At 62.5% G+C, this 18,252-nt stretch carries 16 protein-coding genes; 4 read left to right on the forward strand and 12 right to left on the reverse strand.

Features of this window, described 5'->3' with window-relative positions:
• Positions 1–178: 178 nt before the first annotated feature.
• From tam to aceF, 3 genes are all read right to left on the reverse strand, one after another.
• The gene (gene tam / locus ACZ6WW_RS08785; protein WP_465273859.1) at positions 179–952 is read right to left on the reverse strand and encodes a trans-aconitate 2-methyltransferase; all 774 of its coding nucleotides are present in this window, start codon (positions 950–952) and stop codon (positions 179–181) included.
• A gap of 84 nt (positions 953–1,036) precedes the next feature.
• Positions 1,037–2,821 carry a dihydrolipoyl dehydrogenase gene (lpdA, locus tag ACZ6WW_RS08790; protein WP_465273860.1) on the reverse strand — a complete coding sequence of 595 codons (1,785 nt, stop codon included), beginning with the start codon at positions 2,819–2,821 and terminating at the stop codon, positions 1,037–1,039.
• A 16-nt stretch (positions 2,822–2,837) separates the two neighbouring features.
• Positions 2,838–4,535, reverse strand: a complete 1,698-nt coding sequence (aceF, locus tag ACZ6WW_RS08795) for a dihydrolipoyllysine-residue acetyltransferase (RefSeq protein ID WP_465273861.1) — start codon at positions 4,533–4,535, stop codon at positions 2,838–2,840.
• A gap of 355 nt (positions 4,536–4,890) precedes the next feature.
• Between aceF and ACZ6WW_RS08800 the strand changes: the two genes are divergently transcribed.
• The gene (locus ACZ6WW_RS08800; protein ID WP_281850540.1) at positions 4,891–5,775 is read left to right on the forward strand and encodes an ABC transporter ATP-binding protein; all 885 of its coding nucleotides are present in this window, start codon (positions 4,891–4,893) and stop codon (positions 5,773–5,775) included.
• Positions 5,776–5,799: 24 nt separating this feature from the next.
• Positions 5,800–9,387, forward strand: a complete 3,588-nt coding sequence (locus ACZ6WW_RS08805; protein ID WP_465273862.1) for an ABC transporter permease/M1 family aminopeptidase — start codon at positions 5,800–5,802, stop codon at positions 9,385–9,387.
• Between the two features lie 221 nt (positions 9,388–9,608).
• Here the strand turns inward: ACZ6WW_RS08805 and ACZ6WW_RS08810 are convergent, their stop codons facing one another.
• Both ACZ6WW_RS08810 and ACZ6WW_RS08815 read right to left on the reverse strand, forming a co-directional pair.
• Complete coding sequence (locus ACZ6WW_RS08810) at positions 9,609–10,451, reverse strand: mechanosensitive ion channel family protein (RefSeq protein WP_465273863.1); 843 nt, start codon at positions 10,449–10,451, stop codon at positions 9,609–9,611.
• A gap of 176 nt (positions 10,452–10,627) precedes the next feature.
• The gene (locus tag ACZ6WW_RS08815; protein ID WP_281850543.1) at positions 10,628–11,428 is read right to left on the reverse strand and encodes a DUF2884 family protein; all 801 of its coding nucleotides are present in this window, start codon (positions 11,426–11,428) and stop codon (positions 10,628–10,630) included.
• Positions 11,429–11,676: 248 nt separating this feature from the next.
• Here ACZ6WW_RS08815 and ACZ6WW_RS08820 point away from each other — a divergent pair, with 248 nt between their 5' ends.
• The gene (locus ACZ6WW_RS08820) at positions 11,677–13,335 is read left to right on the forward strand and encodes an FAD-binding dehydrogenase (RefSeq protein WP_465273864.1); all 1,659 of its coding nucleotides are present in this window, start codon (positions 11,677–11,679) and stop codon (positions 13,333–13,335) included.
• A complete protein-coding gene (locus ACZ6WW_RS08825) occupies positions 13,332–14,357 on the forward strand; it encodes a 2-dehydropantoate 2-reductase (protein ID WP_465273865.1) in 1,026 nt (341 codons plus the stop codon). Before ACZ6WW_RS08820 ends, ACZ6WW_RS08825 begins: the two co-directional genes overlap by 4 nt.
• 19 nt (positions 14,358–14,376) lie before the next feature.
• On the opposite strand, the gene ACZ6WW_RS08830 is transcribed toward ACZ6WW_RS08825, so the two are convergent.
• The 7 genes from ACZ6WW_RS08830 to ACZ6WW_RS08860 form a co-directional block, all read right to left on the reverse strand.
• Entirely contained in the window at positions 14,377–14,778 is a 402-nt protein-coding gene (locus ACZ6WW_RS08830; RefSeq protein ID WP_465273866.1) for a hypothetical protein, read from the reverse strand.
• Between the two features lie 101 nt (positions 14,779–14,879).
• Positions 14,880–15,155 (reverse strand): DUF2845 domain-containing protein, encoded by a 276-nt coding sequence (locus ACZ6WW_RS08835; protein ID WP_465273867.1) that lies wholly within the window; start codon positions 15,153–15,155, stop codon positions 14,880–14,882.
• 34 nt (positions 15,156–15,189) lie between these two features.
• Positions 15,190–15,765 carry a DUF924 family protein gene (locus ACZ6WW_RS08840; protein ID WP_465273868.1) on the reverse strand — a complete coding sequence of 192 codons (576 nt, stop codon included), beginning with the start codon at positions 15,763–15,765 and terminating at the stop codon, positions 15,190–15,192.
• Between the two features lie 9 nt (positions 15,766–15,774).
• The gene (locus tag ACZ6WW_RS08845) at positions 15,775–16,221 is read right to left on the reverse strand and encodes a DUF2383 domain-containing protein (protein ID WP_465273869.1); all 447 of its coding nucleotides are present in this window, start codon (positions 16,219–16,221) and stop codon (positions 15,775–15,777) included.
• Between the two features lie 116 nt (positions 16,222–16,337).
• The gene (locus ACZ6WW_RS08850; protein WP_465273870.1) at positions 16,338–17,087 is read right to left on the reverse strand and encodes a DUF2884 family protein; all 750 of its coding nucleotides are present in this window, start codon (positions 17,085–17,087) and stop codon (positions 16,338–16,340) included.
• A gap of 47 nt (positions 17,088–17,134) precedes the next feature.
• Positions 17,135–17,626, reverse strand: a complete 492-nt coding sequence (locus tag ACZ6WW_RS08855; RefSeq protein ID WP_465273871.1) for a hypothetical protein — start codon at positions 17,624–17,626, stop codon at positions 17,135–17,137.
• Positions 17,626–18,171 carry a peroxiredoxin gene (locus ACZ6WW_RS08860; protein ID WP_465273872.1) on the reverse strand — a complete coding sequence of 182 codons (546 nt, stop codon included), beginning with the start codon at positions 18,169–18,171 and terminating at the stop codon, positions 17,626–17,628. The genes ACZ6WW_RS08855 and ACZ6WW_RS08860 overlap by 1 nt, the downstream gene beginning before the upstream one ends.
• Positions 18,172–18,252: the final 81 nt, after the last annotated feature.

Consider the following 18,252-nt stretch of genomic DNA (forward strand, 5'->3'; position numbering starts at 1 on the left):
CATATGGTGGCGGCGTTGGGCAAACACGAATAACCCCCGCCTCCCCTTGTCGTCATTCCGGCGCAGGCCGGAACCCATTCCTCAGTTCTCGCTCGTCAGATAACGTTCGGCAAGCGGTCACGCTGAGGAGTGGATTCCGGCCTACGCCGGAATGACGAAGATGGGAGACCGAGGCGATTTATTGGCGCGTCGCCACGAAGAACAATCGCGGAAACGGCAACAGCGCCGTACCGTCGGGAAGGATGGTGTACTCCTTCGCCACAGCCGCTTCGTAACGCGCCAGATACGCAACGCGCTCGCCCTCGTCCAGCGGTTCGAGAAACGGCCGCAGGCCCGAACCTTTGAACCATTCGACAATCGCCGCCGCACCGCCCGCCAGCGGATGGTGATAGATCGTCCGCCACACGTTCACCTCCGCGCCCTGCTCGCGCAATACACGGTAGTACCAGTCAGCGCTATGACGACTGTCGCGCGCACGCGGTGCGCTCGCCAGCTTCGCCGCCCACGGTCCATCGACGGCAATCTCGCGCATCAAGCGATGCGCCGGTTCGTCGAGGTTGTCCGGCATCTGCACGGCTAGGCTGCCGCCCGTCGTCAGCTTGCCCAGTAATGCAGGCAACAATGCCGCATGATCGGGCACCCATTGCAGCGCGGCATTGGAAAGAATGACATCGAACGGACCCGGTTCGCTCCAGCTTGCGATATCGCCGAGATCGAAGCGCACATCAGGCAAACGTCGGCGCGCGGCCTCGAGCATATCCTGCGAACTGTCCATGCCGACAATCGCGGCACCCGGGAATTTGCTTTGCAGGAACTCGGTCGAGTTGCCGGGGCCACAGCCGATATCCGCTGCGCGCGCGACGTGCTCATTGAATACCTGGGCAAGCAGATCGCGAATCGGTCGGTTCCGTTCGTCTTCGAACTTGCTGTACTGGGTGGCTGACCAACTCATCGTGCTACTCCCAAACGTAAAAAGCCCCCATCGATCGTCAGATCCATGGGGGCTTCGAAGGTCGTCAATCGAATCGACCTGTGCTTACTTTTTCTTCTTCGGCATGTACAGGTCGGTGATGGTGCCTTCATAGGCTTCCGCCGCCATGCCGACCGATTCGCTCAAGGTCGGATGCGGATGGATGGTCAGGCCAATATCGGCCGCTTCCGAACCCATCTCGATCGCCAGGGCGACTTCCGAAATCAGATCGCCCGCATGCGGACCGACGATGCCGCCGCCGACCACGCGATGTGTTTCTTCGTCGAACAGCAGCTTGGTAAAGCCTTCGGTGCGGTCGATGCCGATCGCGCGGCCGCTGGCGGCCCATGGGAATTTGCCCACGCCGATCTTCAGGCCCTTTTCCTTCGCCTCACGCTCGGTCACGCCAACCCAGGCGATTTCCGGATCGGTATAGGCCACCGAGGGGATCACCCGTGCATCGAAATGCGTCTTCATGCCCGCGGCGACTTCGGCCGCGACCTTGGCCTCGTGCGTGGCCTTGTGCGCCAGCATCGGCTGACCGACCAGATCGCCAATGGCGAAGATATGCGGCACGTTGGTACGCATCTGCGTATCGACATTGATAAAGCCGCGTTCGGTCACCGCCACACCCGCCTTGTCGGCACCGATCTTGTTGCCGTTCGGCGAGCGGCCGACCGACACCAGTACGCGATCGAACAGCGTGGTTTCGGGGATGTTCTCGCCTTCGTAGCTGACTTCGATGCCTTTCTTGGTGGCCTTGGCCTCGACCACCTTGGTCTTGAGGTGGATGCCCTTGACCTTGCTCGCCAGGCGCTTGGCCAGCGGCTTGATCAGGTCGGCATCGGCACCGGGAATGATCTGGTCCATGAACTCGACCACGGTCACTTCGCTGCCCAGCGCTGCGTACACCGTCGCCATTTCCAGGCCGATGATGCCGCCGCCGACAACCAACAGTTTCTTCGGCACGTCCTTCAGCTCAAGCGCACCGGTCGAATCCATGATGCGCTCGTCGTCCCACGGGAATGCCGGCAGGCGCACCGACTGCGAGCCGGCAGCGATCACCGCCTTCTCGAAACGGATCAGCTTCTTGCCGTCCTTGCCTTCCACTTCCAGTTCGTTGGGCGACACGAAACTGCCCACGCCCTGCACGGTGCGCACCTTGCGCTGCTTGGCCATGGTGCCCAAGCCGCCGGTCAGCTGACCAACGACCTTGCTCTTGAAACTGCGCAGCTTGTCGATATCGATCTTCGGCTTGCCGAAGCTCACGCCGTGGGCGGCCATCGCCTCGGCTTCGTCGATCACCGCCGCGGCATGCAGCAGCGCCTTGGACGGAATGCAACCGACATTGAGGCAGACGCCACCGAGCGTTTCATAGCGTTCGACCAGCACCGTATCCAGGCCCACGTCGGCGCCACGGAACGCAGCGGTGTAGCCGCCAGGACCCGAACCGAGCACGAGCAACTGGCATTCGATGTCCGCCGCGCGGCCGCTGGCACCGGCAGCCTTCGGCGCCGGAGCGGCAGCGGGGGCAGGTGCGGGGGCAGCTGCCTTGGGAGCGGCGGCTGCCGGTGACGGTGCCGCCGGAGCGGGCGCCGGAGCAGCAGCGTCCGACGTTTCCAGCACGGCAATCACCGCGCCTTCGGAAACTTCGTCGCCTACCTTGAGCTTGAGTTCCTTGATCACGCCGGCAGCGCTGGAGGGAATCTCCATCGTCGCCTTGTCCGACTCGAGGGTGATCAGGCTCTGTTCTTTCTCGACCTTGTCGCCGACGTTGACCAGTACTTCGATCACCGGCACGCCATCGTGGCCGCCGATGTCGGGGACTTTGATTTCGATCGTGTTCGCCATGATTCGAATCCCCCGGTCAGAGCAACAGGCGACGGATGTCGCCCAGCTGCGTGGCCAGGAAGGACGCGAAACGCGCGGCAAGCGCGCCGTCAATCACGCGATGGTCGTAGGACAGCGACAGCGGCAGGATCAGGCGCGGCGAGAATTCCTTGCCGTTCCAGACCGGCTTGGTGGATGCCTTGGACACACCCAGGATCGCCACTTCCGGCGCATTGACGATCGGCGTGAACGACGTGCCGCCAATGCCGCCCAGCGAGGAAATCGAGAAGCAGCCGCCGGACATGTCGGCCGGACCGAGCTTCTTGTCGCGCGCCTTCTTGGAGATCTCGCCCAGCTCCAGCGCGAGGTCGAGCAGACCCTTCTTGTCGCAATCGCGGATCACCGGCACCACCAGGCCATCGGGCGTATCCACCGCGATGCCGATGTGGAAGTACTTCTTGAGGATCAGCTTCTCGCCGCTTTCGTCGAGCGAGGCGTTGAACTGCGGGAATTTCTTCAGCGCCGCGACCACCGCCTTGATCTGGAACACCAGCGGAGTGACCTTCAGATCCTTGTTCTCTTCGCCAAGCTTCTTGCGGAAGGCTTCGAGCTCGGTGATATCGGCATCTTCGTGCTGGGTGACGTGTGGAATCATCGCCCAGTTGCGCGCCAGGTTAGCGCCGGAAATCTTCTGGATGCGCGACAGCGGCTTTTCTTCGATCTCGCCGAACTTGGCGAAGTCGACCTTCGGCCACGGCAGCAGGTTCAGACCGCCGCCACCGCCGACCGCCGCGCCGCCCGTCACCGGACGCGCGCCCGACGCCAGCGCATGCTTCACATAGGCGCTGACGTCTTCGCGCACGATACGGCCACCGCGGCCCGAGCCCTTCACCTGGTGCACGTCCACACCCAGCTCACGCGCGAAAGCGCGGATAGCGGGGCTGGCATACGGCGCATCGCCCGGCATCACGATGCCAGCGTCGAACGGCGGACGGGCCTGCGGCGGTACATCGCCTTCGGGCGCATTGCCCGGCAGGATGCTGCGGCCGCCGATCGGCGCGGGCTTTTCTTCGACCTTGGGTGCCGCCGCCGGGGCGGCTGCCGGAGCCGGGGCTGGCGCGGGAGCCGCACCGCCCTCGGACGACTCGATCAAGGCGATCACATCGCCTTCGGACAACTCGTCACCCAGCTTGACCTTCAATTCTTTGACCACGCCACCGAACGGGGCGGGCACTTCCATCGTGGCCTTGTCCGATTCGAGCGTGATCAGGCCCTGGTCCTTGGCAACGGTGTCCCCGACCTTGACCAGCACTTCGATCACCGGCACGCCGGTGCTGCCGATATCGGGCACCTTGGCTTCGCGGACCGCACCGCCGCCGGCCGCCGGAGCGGGGGCAGGCGCACTCTTGGCCGGCTCGGCCGCCTTGGCAGCGACGGGTGCCGGTGCCGGGGCGGGCGCCGGAGCTGCGGCCTGCGGTGCGGGCGCGGCGGCGCCGTCTTCAGCCTCGATGATGGCGATCACGGTGCCTTCGGACACCTCGTCGCCCACCTTCAGCTTCACTTCCTTGACCGTACCTGCGAACGGCGCGGGCACCTCCATCGTCGCCTTGTCCGATTCCAGCGTGATCAGGCTCTGTTCCTTGGCGACCTTGTCGCCCGGTTTGATCATCACTTCGATCACCGGCACATCGGCCTGGCCGATATCGGGGACTCGCGCTTCTTTCAGGTCGGCCATGATTTCTCCTGCGGATACTTGGGTGGCGCACCGCTCGGGGATGGCGGCCGCAAGGCCTCACATAATAGCGAACAGCCGCCCCTTCCGGAGGACTTGGATCGATACGAATGGCGGAATATCTGCCATGCGGGTAGGTACGGAGGGCCACCGAGCCCCGAGTCCTCCCGCGTTGAGAGGAGTCTAAGGAGTCAGGGAGTGAGTAAAAGCAGCCAGATTGCCGGAGCCCGCTCGCTCTCACCTCTCACCTTGATCCCTCCTACGCCCCACCCCTCCCATGACCTTAAGCGCATGCCGCCCGCCCGCGCGCCCTCTAAGCTGGCTGTAACGCCGCCATCGCGGCCTCCCAGGTGGTGTCATGCTCAACATCCGCGATCTGTCCAAGACGTATGCCAATGGAGTCAAGGCTTTACGCCAGGTTTCCTTGGACATTCCGCACGGCATGTTCGGGCTGCTCGGCCCCAACGGGGCGGGCAAATCCTCGCTGATGCGTACCATCGCGACGCTGCAGGATCCGGATGCGGGCAGCATCACGCTCAACGGACAGGACCTGCTGGCCGACAAGCAGGCCACCCGCCGCCTGCTCGGCTACCTGCCGCAGGAATTTGGGGTGTACCCGAAGGTCTCCGCCGAGGCCATGCTCGATCACTTTGCGGTGCTCAAGGGCGTGACCCATAAGCGCGAACGACGCGAGCTGGTCGAGGCCTTGCTCCGACAGGTGAATCTCTGGGACGTACGCAAGCGCAAGCTCGGCACGTATTCCGGCGGCATGCGGCAACGCTTCGGCATCGCCCAGGCGCTGATCGGCGATCCGCGTCTGGTCATCGTCGACGAACCCACCGCCGGCCTCGACCCGGAAGAACGCAACCGCTTTCTTAACCTGCTCGCCGAAATTGGCGAACGGGTGGTGGTGATTCTTTCCACGCATATCGTCGAGGACGTTACCGACCTGTGCCCGCGCATGGCGATCATCGGCCAGGGCGAGGTGTTGCTCAGCGGCGAACCGCTGGAAACCATCCGCGCCCTCGACGGGCGTGTGTGGCGACGCTCGATCGACAAGTCCGAACTGGACGGCTATCGCGCACGCATGAACATCCTTTCCACCCGCCTGACCGGTGGCCGTACGCAAATCCACGTGCTGGCGGACAGCTCGCCCGGCGAAGGTTTCGAAACGGTATCGCCCGATCTCGAAGACGTCTATTTCGGCGAACTGCGCAAGCAGGCCGCGGCCAAGACCGCCTGACCGGCGCCGGACAAGGACGCACCCATGCTCTTCGAAATCTTTCGTTTCGAGCTACGCCAGCAGCTGAAATCACCGTTGTTCTGGGTGATTGCGCTCGCTTATGGCGCTGTAGCTTTCCTGATCGCCAGCAGCGATGCGGTAGCCCTCGGCGGCGCCAGCGGCAATGTGCTGCGCAACGCGCCGATGGTGATCGCGCGCCTGCTCGGCACGTTGTCCGTGATCAGCATGTTCCTGGTCACCGCGTTCATTGCGACATCGGCGCTGCGCGATTTCGATATGCGCACGTCGGAGCTTGTCTTCACGACACCAGTCAGCCGCGGAGCCTATCTGGGAGGGCGCTTTCTCGCCGGGTACATGACGACGCTGGCCGTGATGGTGGTCTGCGCCATCGGCATCGCCCTGGGCGGTGCCATGCCATGGATCGACCCCGTACGAATGGGCCCCTTCAGCTTTGGCGGCTATGCCTGGGGCATGGCTGTCATCGTGCTCCCGGACATGTTGCTGATCGCGGCGCTGCTGTTTTTATTGGCCACGGCGACCCGCTCGTTACTCGCCACTTATATCGGCGTGATCGTGTTCTTCGTGCTGTTCGTCATCTCCGGGCGGCTGACGCAGGACATCAACAACCACACTGTCGCTGCCCTGCTGGACCCCTTTGGCGTTCGCACCGTCGGCCTGGCCACCCGCTACTGGTCGGCCGACCAGTTCAATCATCAACTGCCACCGATTGACGGGTTGCTGCTGTTCAATCGCCTGATCTGGATCGGCGTCGCGCTGGTGATGTTTGCGGCGGCGTTCTGGTTGTTCCGCGCCAACCGCGAAGGCGTGCAGCTACCGCAACGGAAAAAGAAACGCAGTGAGCCACCGATCCTGCGCCCGCAGCACGCCGGCGAGTTGAGCCTGCCCAAAGTGCAGTTACGCGATGACGCGCGCGCCCACCGTGCGCAACTCAGCAAGCTGTTCATGTTCGACACCATGAGCGTGCTGACCGGCGTGCCCTTCCTGATCATGCTGGTGCTCGGCCTTGCGAACCTGATCCCATCGCTGATTTTTTCCGGCCAGATCTATGGCACGCCGACCTATCCGGTCACGCATCAGATGCTGGAAATCGTGCGTGGCGCCTTTCACTGGCTGCTCTATATCATCGTCACTTTCTATGCGGGCGAGCTGGTCTGGCGCGACCGCAGCCTGCGTGTTGCCGAAGTAAGCGATACCTATCCACTGCCGAACTGGGTCACCTTGCTGTCGAAGTTGATGGCATTGACCGTCGTCATCGTCGTGTTCCTGGTGACCGGTTCGCTGGTCGCCATCGTTTGGCAACTTGCTCATGGCTATACCCAGCTGGAGCTGTCGCTCTATCGAAGCCAGTTGCTGCTGAACGCCGTTCCCTTCTTGCTGCTGGGTGCGCTTGCGCTGTTTCTGCAGGTGATCTCGAACAACAAGTTCCTCGGTTACCTGTTGACGATCCTGTGGTTCATCTGGCTGATCGGCTTCGGCTTCCTGCACTGGGACCACAACCTCTACACCTACGGCGGCACGCCGGAACTGCCCTACTCCGATATGAACGGATACGGGCATTTCATGAAAGCCACGCTGTGGTTCGATTTTTACTGGGCCTGCTGCGCGACCATCCTGCTGTGCCTGGCCTCGCTTTTCTGGGTGCGCGGCACCGACCAGACGTGGCATCAGCGCCTACGTGAAGCGCGCCAGCGTCTGCGCGCGCCGATGAAGATCGCCATCACCGCGGCATTATTGGCGTTTATCGGCAGCGGGATCTGGATCTTCTACAACACCAATGTGCTCAACCACTACAAGAACAGCGAAGCGGAAAAGATCGAGCACGCCGACTACGAAAAGCTGTACGCCAAGTACCGCAACATGCCGCAGCCGCGAGTGGCGGCAATAAAGGCGGATGTCGACATCTATCCGGACGAGCCGCGCAGGATCGAATTTCGTGTCCACTACACGCTGACCAACAAGCACGACCAACCCATCAGCGATTTGCACGTGAATACCGATAACGACTTCACCATGAAGTCGCTGAACTTCGCGCCGCATGACGTGGTGATCGACGACAAGAAGCTCGGCTACGCCATCTATCGACTGAAGACCCCGCTCGCGCCCGGTGCGTCGATGGATTTCGATTTCGACATGGAATATGCCCCCAAGGGCTTTACCAATAGCCCCGAAGGCCAGTTCCTGGCGGGCAATGGCACGTTCGTCAATAGTGGCGTGCTGCCGAAATTCGGCTACCAGGACGGCCAGCAGATCACCGACCGCAACGACCGCCGCAAGTATGGCTTGTCGGCCGAGGTGCCGCGGATGCCTAAGCTGGGCGACGAAAAAGCGCGCGCTAACAACTACATCGCCAACGATGCCGATTGGCTGGCCTTCGACACGACGGTCTCGACCTCCGCCGATCAGATCGCGCTGGCGCCGGGTTACCTGCAGAAGGAATGGACCGCCAACGGCCGCCATTACTTCCATTACGTTATGGACAAGCCGATGCTGCCGTTTGCAGCATGGCTGTCGGCGCGTTACGCGGTCAAACGCGACCATTTCAAGGACATTGCGATCGAGGTCTACTACAACCCCGCGCACTCCTGGAATGTCGACCGGATGATCGAGGGCGTAAAGGACGCATTGGCCTACTACGACGCCAACTACACGCCCTATCAGTTTCGCCAGGTACGCATCCTGGAGTTCCCCAACTACGCCAGCTTTGCGCAGTCCTTCGCCAATACGATTCCGTTCTCCGAATCGATCGGCTTTATCGCCGACCTGCGCGACACCTCGAAGATCGACTATCCGTACTACGTCACCGCGCACGAAGTGGCGCATCAATGGTGGGCGCATCAGGTGATCGGCGCGAACATGCAGGGCTCGACCATGCTCAGCGAGTCGCTGGCGCAGTATTCGGCGTTGATGGTGATGGAGCATCGCTACGGCGCCAATCAGATGCGCAAGTTCCTCAAGTACGAACTCGACGCCTACCTGGGCGGTCGCGCGGGTGAAGCGGTGGCCGAAGAACCCCTGGCCAAGGTGGAAAACCAGCAGTACATCCACTACCGCAAGGGCTCGCTGATCTTCTACGCGCTGAAGGACTATATCGGCGAAGGCACCTTCAACGGCGTGCTCAAGCGCTTCCTGGAAGCCAAGCAGTTCCAGCAACCGCCGTATACGACGTCACAGGAATTCATGGACAGCCTGCGTGCCTCGGTCGATCCGAAGTGGCATCCGGTGCTGGACGATTTCTTCTGGAAGATCACGCTGTACGACAACCGCATGACCGAAGCGACGGCCAAGAAGCTGCCCAACGGCAAGTATCAGGTCACGCTCAAAGTGCATGCCGGCAAGATCTACGTCGACGGCAAGGGCAAGGAAACTGATGCCGACCCGGGCATTCCGCTCGACATCGGCGTGTTCGCCGCCTCGCCGGGGAACGGCCAGGAAGGCAAGCCGCTTTATCTGCAAAAGCGCGATGTACCCAAGGGCGACAGCACGATCACCGTCGAGGTCGATGGTGTGCCGGCCACGGCGGGTATCGACCCTTACAACAAGCTGATCGATCGGGTTTCCGATGACAATCGGCGGAGTGTCAGTTTGCAGTAGAGCGATGGCCGGAGGTGACCTTAGAGAAACTCGGTCGCCTTCTCCTTTTCGTCATCCCGGCGAAGGCCGGGATCCACTCCTCAGTTCTCGTTTTTCAGATAGCGTTTGGCAAGCGGCCACGTTGAGGAGTCGATCCCGGCCTTCGCCGGGATGACGATGAAGACTGAGGTTGTTCGAGCTCTTGAAGCTGCGCCGAAGAAACGTGGTCCTATTTTTACCGCCTAGCGGGCTGCCTCCTTGCTTTCCGGCAGTTGCCCCTGCACCACCCGCAACTCCCGCTGCGGAAACGGAATGGTGATGCCCTCTGCATCAAAGCGTTCTTTCACGCGACGCAACAGATCCGTCTGCGTCGCCCAGAAATCCCCGGTATTCGTGAACGCACGCAATAGCAGATTCACCGAGCTGTCTGCCAGCGCTTCGGTATAGACACCCGGCGCAGGCTCCTTGAGGATGCGCTCATCGGCTTGAAAAAGCGCTTCGACCAACGCCATCGCCTTGCCGATATCGTCCTGGTAGCCGATACCCACGCGCAATTCGAACCGACGCGTGCCGCGTCGATTGAAATTGATGATGGCGTCGCCGCCGATCTTGGCATTGGGTACCACCGCCTCGCGGTTGTCCGACAGCACCAACACGGTATGCATCAGATTGATACTTTCGACAGTGCCGTCGATACCGCCGGCATGGATAAAGTCGCCCACACGGAACGGCCGAAACAGAATCAACAGCACGCCCCAGGCCAGGTTGCTCAGCGAGCCCTGCAACGACAAGCCAATCGCCAGACTCGCAGCACCGAGCGCTGCGGCCATCGGCGCGAACGGAACGCCAGCCTTGGTCAGCACGGCCACGATGATCATCGCGATCAGCGCGCCGTAGATCAGGTTGCGCAGAAAGCCGATCAATGTTGGATCAAAGCTCGCCCGCCCCATCGCACGCCCGGCGAAATTGGTCACGCGCCTGGCCGCCCACAGGCCCACCACGAGGATCACCAGCGCAGCGATCAGATTGATGATGACGGCGATCGCGCCCTCGGAAAGATTGAGATGCTTGAGGTAGTCGTGCATACGAAGTCCAGCTCGTCGTGAGTACCTCGACAAGCCTAGCATCCGCGTCGATGCCTCGCCCGATGGCGGAAAAAAAAACGCCGCGTCTGGGGTGAGCAACGGACGCGGCGATGGATTCACGCTGTGGGGGAGCGGATATCCTTAACAGCTAGTTTTGATAGAGCTTTTTTTGGGGATCAGAAAGAGGCGACGACCTTGGCGTGATGATCCGGATCGGGCGACACCAGCTTGAGCTGCGAACCGTCGCTGAGACGGAACGAAAAACGCTTTTGCAAATCATCCAGGGCCTGCATGCGCGGACACAGGGCTTCGGCGCGATGGCCAAGCTTGTCGGCGCGCGCATTCACTTCTTTGTCGATGGTTTTATCGAGCGAATTGGCGCGCGCCTCAAGCGCGGCGACCTTGGTCTGGTCGCCACTCAACGCGGCCGATACGGCGCCGGCGGTGACGGTGCCGACCAGTTCGGAAACCGCCGTACCGACGCCTTCTTCGACGGTGCGTTCCAACGCATCCTGCTTCCAGATGCCGCTGGCGATGCCCTGGTCGATTTCGCGCATCGCCGCGGCCCGCTTGGTATTGATCTTGTCGAGCATGCGCTTGCGCTCGGCCGGATCCTCGGCAAACGTCGCCGTGACGGTAGCGATGGCGCCGAAGCCGATATCCAGCCCTTCGCGTGCAATGCTCGCCACCTCCGGCAGGAGCGCGCGAACCTGCGCCTCGTATTGGCGCAGGCGCTCGGCGTCGTCGCCGGAAACAGCAAGCGGCTTCCCGTCGATCTTGATTTGACCGTCATGCATGAAAACATGCTGCGCCACGCCGCTGTCGCGATCGAATCCGATGCCCGCATCGGTGACATGCACATCGTAATCGGTGCGATAGCCGCAGCTGTCGCCACTGACATGGACATCCATTGCGCTTGCCTGCAGACCGAAGCCCAAGCCCATCGCCAGTACCAGCACGCCCGCTTTCATGCGCATACCTAAGTTCTCCCCAAAATGGACGGGCTCGTCGATCGACGCCCTGTGTGCCGCTTCGATGCGCCACCGTGGGTGAAAGGTTTAATCCTTTGCGCGTTTGATACATGGGCCAGCGGTCATCCCCTGCCATCGGTCATGGGCTGCATATGGCCGCCCCTACCCCGCTTTCGTGCTGCACCGCCCATAGTCAAACAATCGTTCGACGCGCTAACGTCGCCATGGATAGCGACACTCTGGGGATCGATGGCATGAGCGATACGTTCGACGTGATCGTGGTGGGCGCCGGCCTGGCTGGCCTGGTTGCCGCCACCGAGGCCGCCGACGCGGGCAAACGCGTACTGGTACTCGACCAGGAGCCGGAGCAGAGCCTGGGTGGTCAGGCGTTCTGGTCCTTTGGCGGCCTGTTCTTCGTCGACTCGCCGGAGCAGCGGCGCATGGGCGTGAAGGATTCGCACGCGCTGGCCCTGACCGACTGGCTGGGCACCGCAGCGTTCGACCGCCCGGAAGATCATTGGCCGCGGCGCTGGGCCGAGGCGTATGTCGATTTTGCCGCCAGCGAGAAGCGGCGCTGGCTCTACGACATGGGCATGCGCTGGTTTCCGGTCGTGGGCTGGGCCGAGCGCGGCGGGCATGGTTCGGTCGGTCACGGTAATTCGGTGCCACGCTTCCATGTCACCTGGGGTACCGGCCCGGGTGTTCTTGAACCCTTCGTGCGCCGCGCACGCGACGCGCAGGCACGCGGCAAGTTGCAGTTCGGTTTTCGTCACCGTGTGGATGAGCTGATGGTCGAACGCGGCGCCGTCGTCGGCGTGCGTGGCAGTTTGCTGGCCGACGACAAGGTCGAACGGGGCAAGCCCAGCTCGCGCGAGATCACGGGTGCATTCGAGCTTCGCGCGCAGGCCGTGGTCGTGGCTTCCGGCGGCATCGGCGCGAACCATGAGCTGGTGCGCAAGTACTGGCCCGAACGACTGGGCGCGCCGCCAGCGCACATGCTCTGCGGCGTGCCGGCGCATGTGGATGGACGCATGCTCGACATCACCGAAGCGGCCGGCGCGCAGCTGATCAATCGCGACCGCATGTGGCACTACGTCGAGGGCATCGAAAACTGGGCGCCGATCTGGCCCATGCATGCCATCCGCATCCTGCCCGGCCCCTCCTCGCTCTGGTTCGACGCCACCGGCAAACGCCTGCCCGGCCCGCTGTGGCCTGGCTTCGATACCCTGGGAACGCTCGAACACCTGCGCCGTACCGGCTACGACTACAGCTGGTTCATTCTGGACCAGCAGATCATTCGCAAGGAATTCGCCCTGTCCGGCTCGGAACAGAACCCCGATCTCACCGGCAAGAGTTGGCGCCAGGTAGCCAAGCGCGCGGTCGGCAAGCACGCACCCGCTCCGGTCGAGGCGTTCAAGCAGCACGGTCGCGACTTTATTGTGCGCAACACGCTGGAAGAACTCGTCGCTGGCATGAACCAGCTCAGCGGCGACGCCTTGCTCGATGCCGCGCAACTGCGACGCGAGATCGAAGCACGCGACCTGCAGTTCAATAACCCATACACGAAGGACGGTCAGATCATGGCCATCCATAACGCGCGGCGTTATCGCGGCGACAAGCTGGTGCGTGTCGCCAAGCCGCACCGCATCCTCGATCCAGCCAACGGTCCGCTGATCGCGGTGCGTCTCAACATCCTCACCCGCAAGACACTCGGCGGCCTGCATACCGACCTGCATGCGCGCGTATTGGACCCATCGGGCACTCCTCTACCTGGCCTTTATGCAGCCGGTGAAGCGGCCGGTTTCGGCGGAGGCGGCTTGCATGGCTACCGCGCCCTGGAAGGCAGCTTTCTCGGTGGATGTCTGTTCTCCGGACGCATCGCCGGGCGGGCGGCGGCGGCAGCTGTCGCATGAGCCCACCCGGGCGCATCGTCATCTATGGCGCCGGCAATATCGGTCTTTATCTCGGCGGACGCCTGCTCGAACACGCCCCCGTGCGATTTATCGGGCGCCCGGCCACCGCAAAGGCATTGGCGGAAAACGGACTGCATCTGAGCGACTGGCATGGCTGGGAGCGTCATCTGCGCATGGACCAGTTGGACTTCCATACTTCCCCGGAAGCTGCCGCAGACGCCGATCTGGTCCTCGTCTGCGTCAAGTCTTCGGCAACGGCCACAGTTGCCCATGAACTGTCGCGCGTACTAGCTGCCCACAGCATCGTCGTCAGTTTTCAGAATGGGCTGGAAAATGCCAACCGCTTACGCGAAGCCTTGCCGCAGCACACGGTATTGGCCGGCATGGTGCCCTTCAACGTACTGCAGCACAGTCCCGGCGTGCTGCATCAGGGCTCGGGCGGCGAGCTGATGGCCGCGGAGGATCCCGCGCTGCAGGCGTATCTACCCTTGTTCGCCCGAGCCGGCCTGCCATTGCGATTGCGCAGCGATATGGACGCCGTGCTCCGCGCCAAGCTGCTGTTCAATCTCAATAACGCGATCAATGCGCTGTCCGACCTGCCGCTCAAGCAAGAGCTGTCCATGCGCGACTGGCGACGCTGCCTGGCGATCGTGCAACGCGAGGCGCTCGACGCGTTCCAAGCTGCCGCCATGCCGGTCGCACGCCTCACGCCGCTGCCTGCCGCATGGCTTCCACGCGCGCTGGAGCTGCCTGACGCGTTGTTCCTGAAACTGGCGCCGCGCATGCTGGCCATCGATCCGCAGGCGCGTTCGTCGACCTGGGAAGACCTTCGCGCCGGACGCGCGACCGAAGTCGATGCACTGCATGGCGCCGTCGTACGGCTTGCCGCATTGCATGGGCTACGAGCCGATGCCAACGCCTGCCTGCAAGGATTGATCCGCAATGCGGAGAAGCAGCGCACACCCTGGACGGCACAGGCGCTGCTTGCCCGATTGCGGGCGGCTCGGCGCCACATGACCTAGGCAGGCCAAGGGATGCGACTCAACGTCCGCTAGCGATATCGACCACCCTGCCACTGACGAGCGTCACCACGACATGCTTGCTGTCGAGCCGGTAGTGCCATCGCGTAGCCTGGTATCGGCGTGGGCCTTTTCGATCCCGCGCGCCTCGATGACGTCGCTTCGTGTTCTGACCCGGCAGGCGGCCGCCTATATGTGTGCCGCGCGAAATACTTTGCGGCTTGCCCAACAAGGCTTTGACGCGTGAGGCATCATCACCAACCACCAGCACGTGGCTACCGACTCGGTAAGTCGTGTTGGCATACGCGTCGGCAAATAGGGCCAATGCCACCCATAGCGCGACCGTCGTCAGCAATCGTAGCGTCATCGCGCACGGGTGGCGGGCGACGGTGTTCTTAGCTTGTCGCCCGCCGGTGCCATCCATGGCTCCTCGCTCCTTCACTGCGATACCAGACTACATAGATGCCGAAGGCTGTGAAGTCAGAGGGAAACGTGAGATTTGTAAGTGAACGTCGCAGCAAGGAGTCAGCGCGAACGATCCTCGATCGACGCTACCTTTCCGCCGATGATCGTCACCGTCGTGACGCGGTTACCCATCTGGTACTGCCAGCGCTCACCGCGCGCCGCGCCGAAGGTATTTTCCACCGGCTCCTTGTAGGCCGGGTCGCCCAACAACCCAATGGCGCGTACCGCACTGTCCCCCACCGCCAGTACCTGGCTGCCGACGCGCAAGGTCTCGGCGGCATGCGCGACGGAGATACTGAGAAGCATGGGCAACGCAAGGGCAAATAAACGACGCATGGTTTTCTCCTTTTCCATTCGCTAGCCCCGCCGATCAGAATCCGGCGGATGGCTGCGAAAGATACGCCAGTTCGGCCGCCGTCGAAACACGACCCATGACCTGGTTACGATGCGGGAACCGACCGAAACACGCAATCACATCACGGTGGCGGCGCGCGTAGTCGAGATAGTTCAGGTATGCCGGCCGTTCGCCCACGGGAACGTCCTCGCAGAGCTGCTCAAACAGATTTACTGCATGATTCTGTGAGCCCAGATCTTCGGCGTGCTCCAAAGGTATGTAGGCGAACACGCGCTGCAACGACGACAACCGCGTATCGTCACCGCGCGCCAATCCCGCCAACACCATGCTGTACACCTTGGCATCGGCCGCATAGGCGCGTGTGTCTTCGCGATACAGGTTGCGGCTGAATTGATCGAGCACGATCAACAAGGCCAACCAGCTGTCAGGCTCCAGCGTCCAGCTATCGAGTTCGCCGTCGACAGCACGCTGATGCAGCGCACCGAAACGGCTGCGTATCTGCGCGTCGAACGCATCGCTTTTTTCAAACCAATGGGCTTGCTGCGCCGGATCGAACCAGAAATCGAGCACATCCCTGGCGGCAGGCTGCATGCGGAGAATCTAGCCGTGCGTCGTGCCTGCGAGGCAATGCATATCCAGATGAACCCGATGCAACCGGCTCAGCTGGCGATCAAGCACCTGCGCGATCTCGCTATCGGCCGTGCGTCTCGCATGGCGCTCGAAGCGGTCCCAGAGCGCACATTCGCAACGCGCCAGGCAACGCACCCAGGCGGTGTCACGATGGCTTTGGTCCGAACGAGAAATGGTGGCATCGGCCATGGCGCCACGTACCGCGCCCATCAACGTGCCGTGCGAGGCCGGCACCTTGTTCCATGCACGTACGTGCGCCTGCAAATCGTCGATCAACTGATCGAGCGCCTGTGCGTTTTCGTTGAGCAAAGCCCGCAGGCCCGGTTCGCGCACCTGTGCCAAGGCACGCCGATACAACGCGCGGTCATCGATACCGCGACGGATCAGTGCGTTGAACAGATGGGCGGCCTGCGACACGGGAACCGCCTCCTTGGCGGTGAGCGCAACGTTTCGATGGCTGTCATCCTCGTTGCCGGGCACTTAGCCGAAGATAAACCCCTATCCTTCAGGCTATTGTCCGCTCAGCTGCCGTTTCATTGGCCTGCATGAATCAGGTTCAAAGGCTGACCGTTTGATGCCCGAATCCCCTGCTGGAGCTCCGCCAGGCGCTGGATATCCGGGCACAAGGCCTGCAATTGCGGCCTCAGGGCCTGCATGCGCTGCTCCAGGCGCGGCCGGAGCTCGGTCGCCAGATCGGTGGCACGATCCCGCAGACTCGCCGCGGCCTGCAGGTCGCCGCTGATGGCTGCGTTCACCGCCTGCTGGCCCAGGTCGCTGGCCAGCAACGGCATGATGTCGCTGGCGATCTGATTGGCGTAGCGGTCAGCCATATCCCCCTGCCAATCGTGCGTGCTCTCGCTCGCGGTAATGCGCTGCTTCAGTTCCTGTGCTCGGGCAGCCAGCCGGCGATCGAGTTCCGACTGGGTTTCGGCGCTCAGCGACAGCTGAGCGGTCTCATCGCGCACGGCCTTGGCAAGCAGGTCCACACCATTGCGCGCCACGGCCTTGGCGCGAGGTTCGAGCGCGCGTAGTTGCCGCTCGAACAAGGACAGGCGGTCCTGCTCGTCCAGCCGCAGGGTCACGGCCTGACCGTCGGTTTGCAGGCTGCCATCCCGCAGCACGACGCGAAACGGTGCCGGCTGCGGGCGATCGAACAGCAGGCCTTGCGATTGCAAGGTGACGTCGTAACTGCTGCTGGCCTGGCAGACCGACGCAAGGTCCTGCGCCTGGACGCCGGTCGTGGCGCCCAGGGCAAGCATCCAAACACATGCCATCGGGCGCATAAGGCCTCCACGACTCTCAAAGAGGCCCAGCGATAACCGGTGACGTATCAACCCCGGCTGAACCGGGTCTGCCGCCGATGGAACTGCGCACGCACCGCAGGCCGCCCCAGCACCCAGGCCAGCCACAGCAGATACACGATGCCGATCGCCTTGATCGCCAGCGCAATCTGGTAGACGCGCTTGGTGCGCGCCAGCAGCATCGATACATCCTCGGCGATCTGCGGATTGGCCTGCGCCGATTGGCGCATGCTGTCGAAGTCGCTCCAATGCATCAGTATCGCTACACCGCTGACCAGCGCATATAGCGCGATCAGGAGCGCAACGACACGCATCGCTGAGCGCGCCCATTCGTGACGCATGATCGCGCCCACGCAGACGACGATCGCGACAAAGGTGGCGCCCAGATAAAGAAAATCACCGTGCTGCAGATACTGCAAACCACCGTAGGCGAGCAGCAGTAACAGGACCCACAACGCCAGGCTCCATATCGAGAAACGACGCGGGCCAGCCGCGTCGTTACGGACTTTTACAAACGGCATTACGGTGCAGCCTTCAACGTCGCCAGATCAGCCAGCACCTGCGACGAGTTCTTCTCTGGATCGACGTCCTGATAGACCTTGGCGATCTTGCCTTGCGGGTCGATCAGGAACGTGGTGCGCTTGGCATAGTGCATGCTCCCCTGCGAGGTCAGCACGCCATAAGTCGTCGCCACCTTGCGGTCGGCATCGGACAACAGCGGAAACGGCACGTGGTACTTCTCGGCGAATGCCTGATGCGACTGGATGTTGTCCAGGCTCACCCCGACCACGTCTGCACCGGCCTTGCGCAGCTTGGCGATATCGTCGCGGAACGTGCAGACCTGGGTGGTGCACCCTCCGGTGAAGTCCTTCGGATAGAAATACATCACCAGCCAGCGGCCCTTGTGATCGGCCGGCGTGTGCCAGTGACCGTTCTGGTCCTGCAGGCGGAAATCCGGGGCGACCTGGCCGACCTGCGGCATGTCCGAAGGGACGACATCGGCAAACGCGGGTGCGGCGATGCCCACGAAGAGTGAAAGAAGGAACAGCAGGATAGTGCGACGCATGAGCTACTCCGGGGTAGGGAAAACTGTTCAAGTGTACGCGCAAAACAAAGGGCGCCGCTTGTGCGGCGCCCTTTGCATCAG

Source organism: Dyella sp. NPDC103356, from assembly GCF_055584465.1.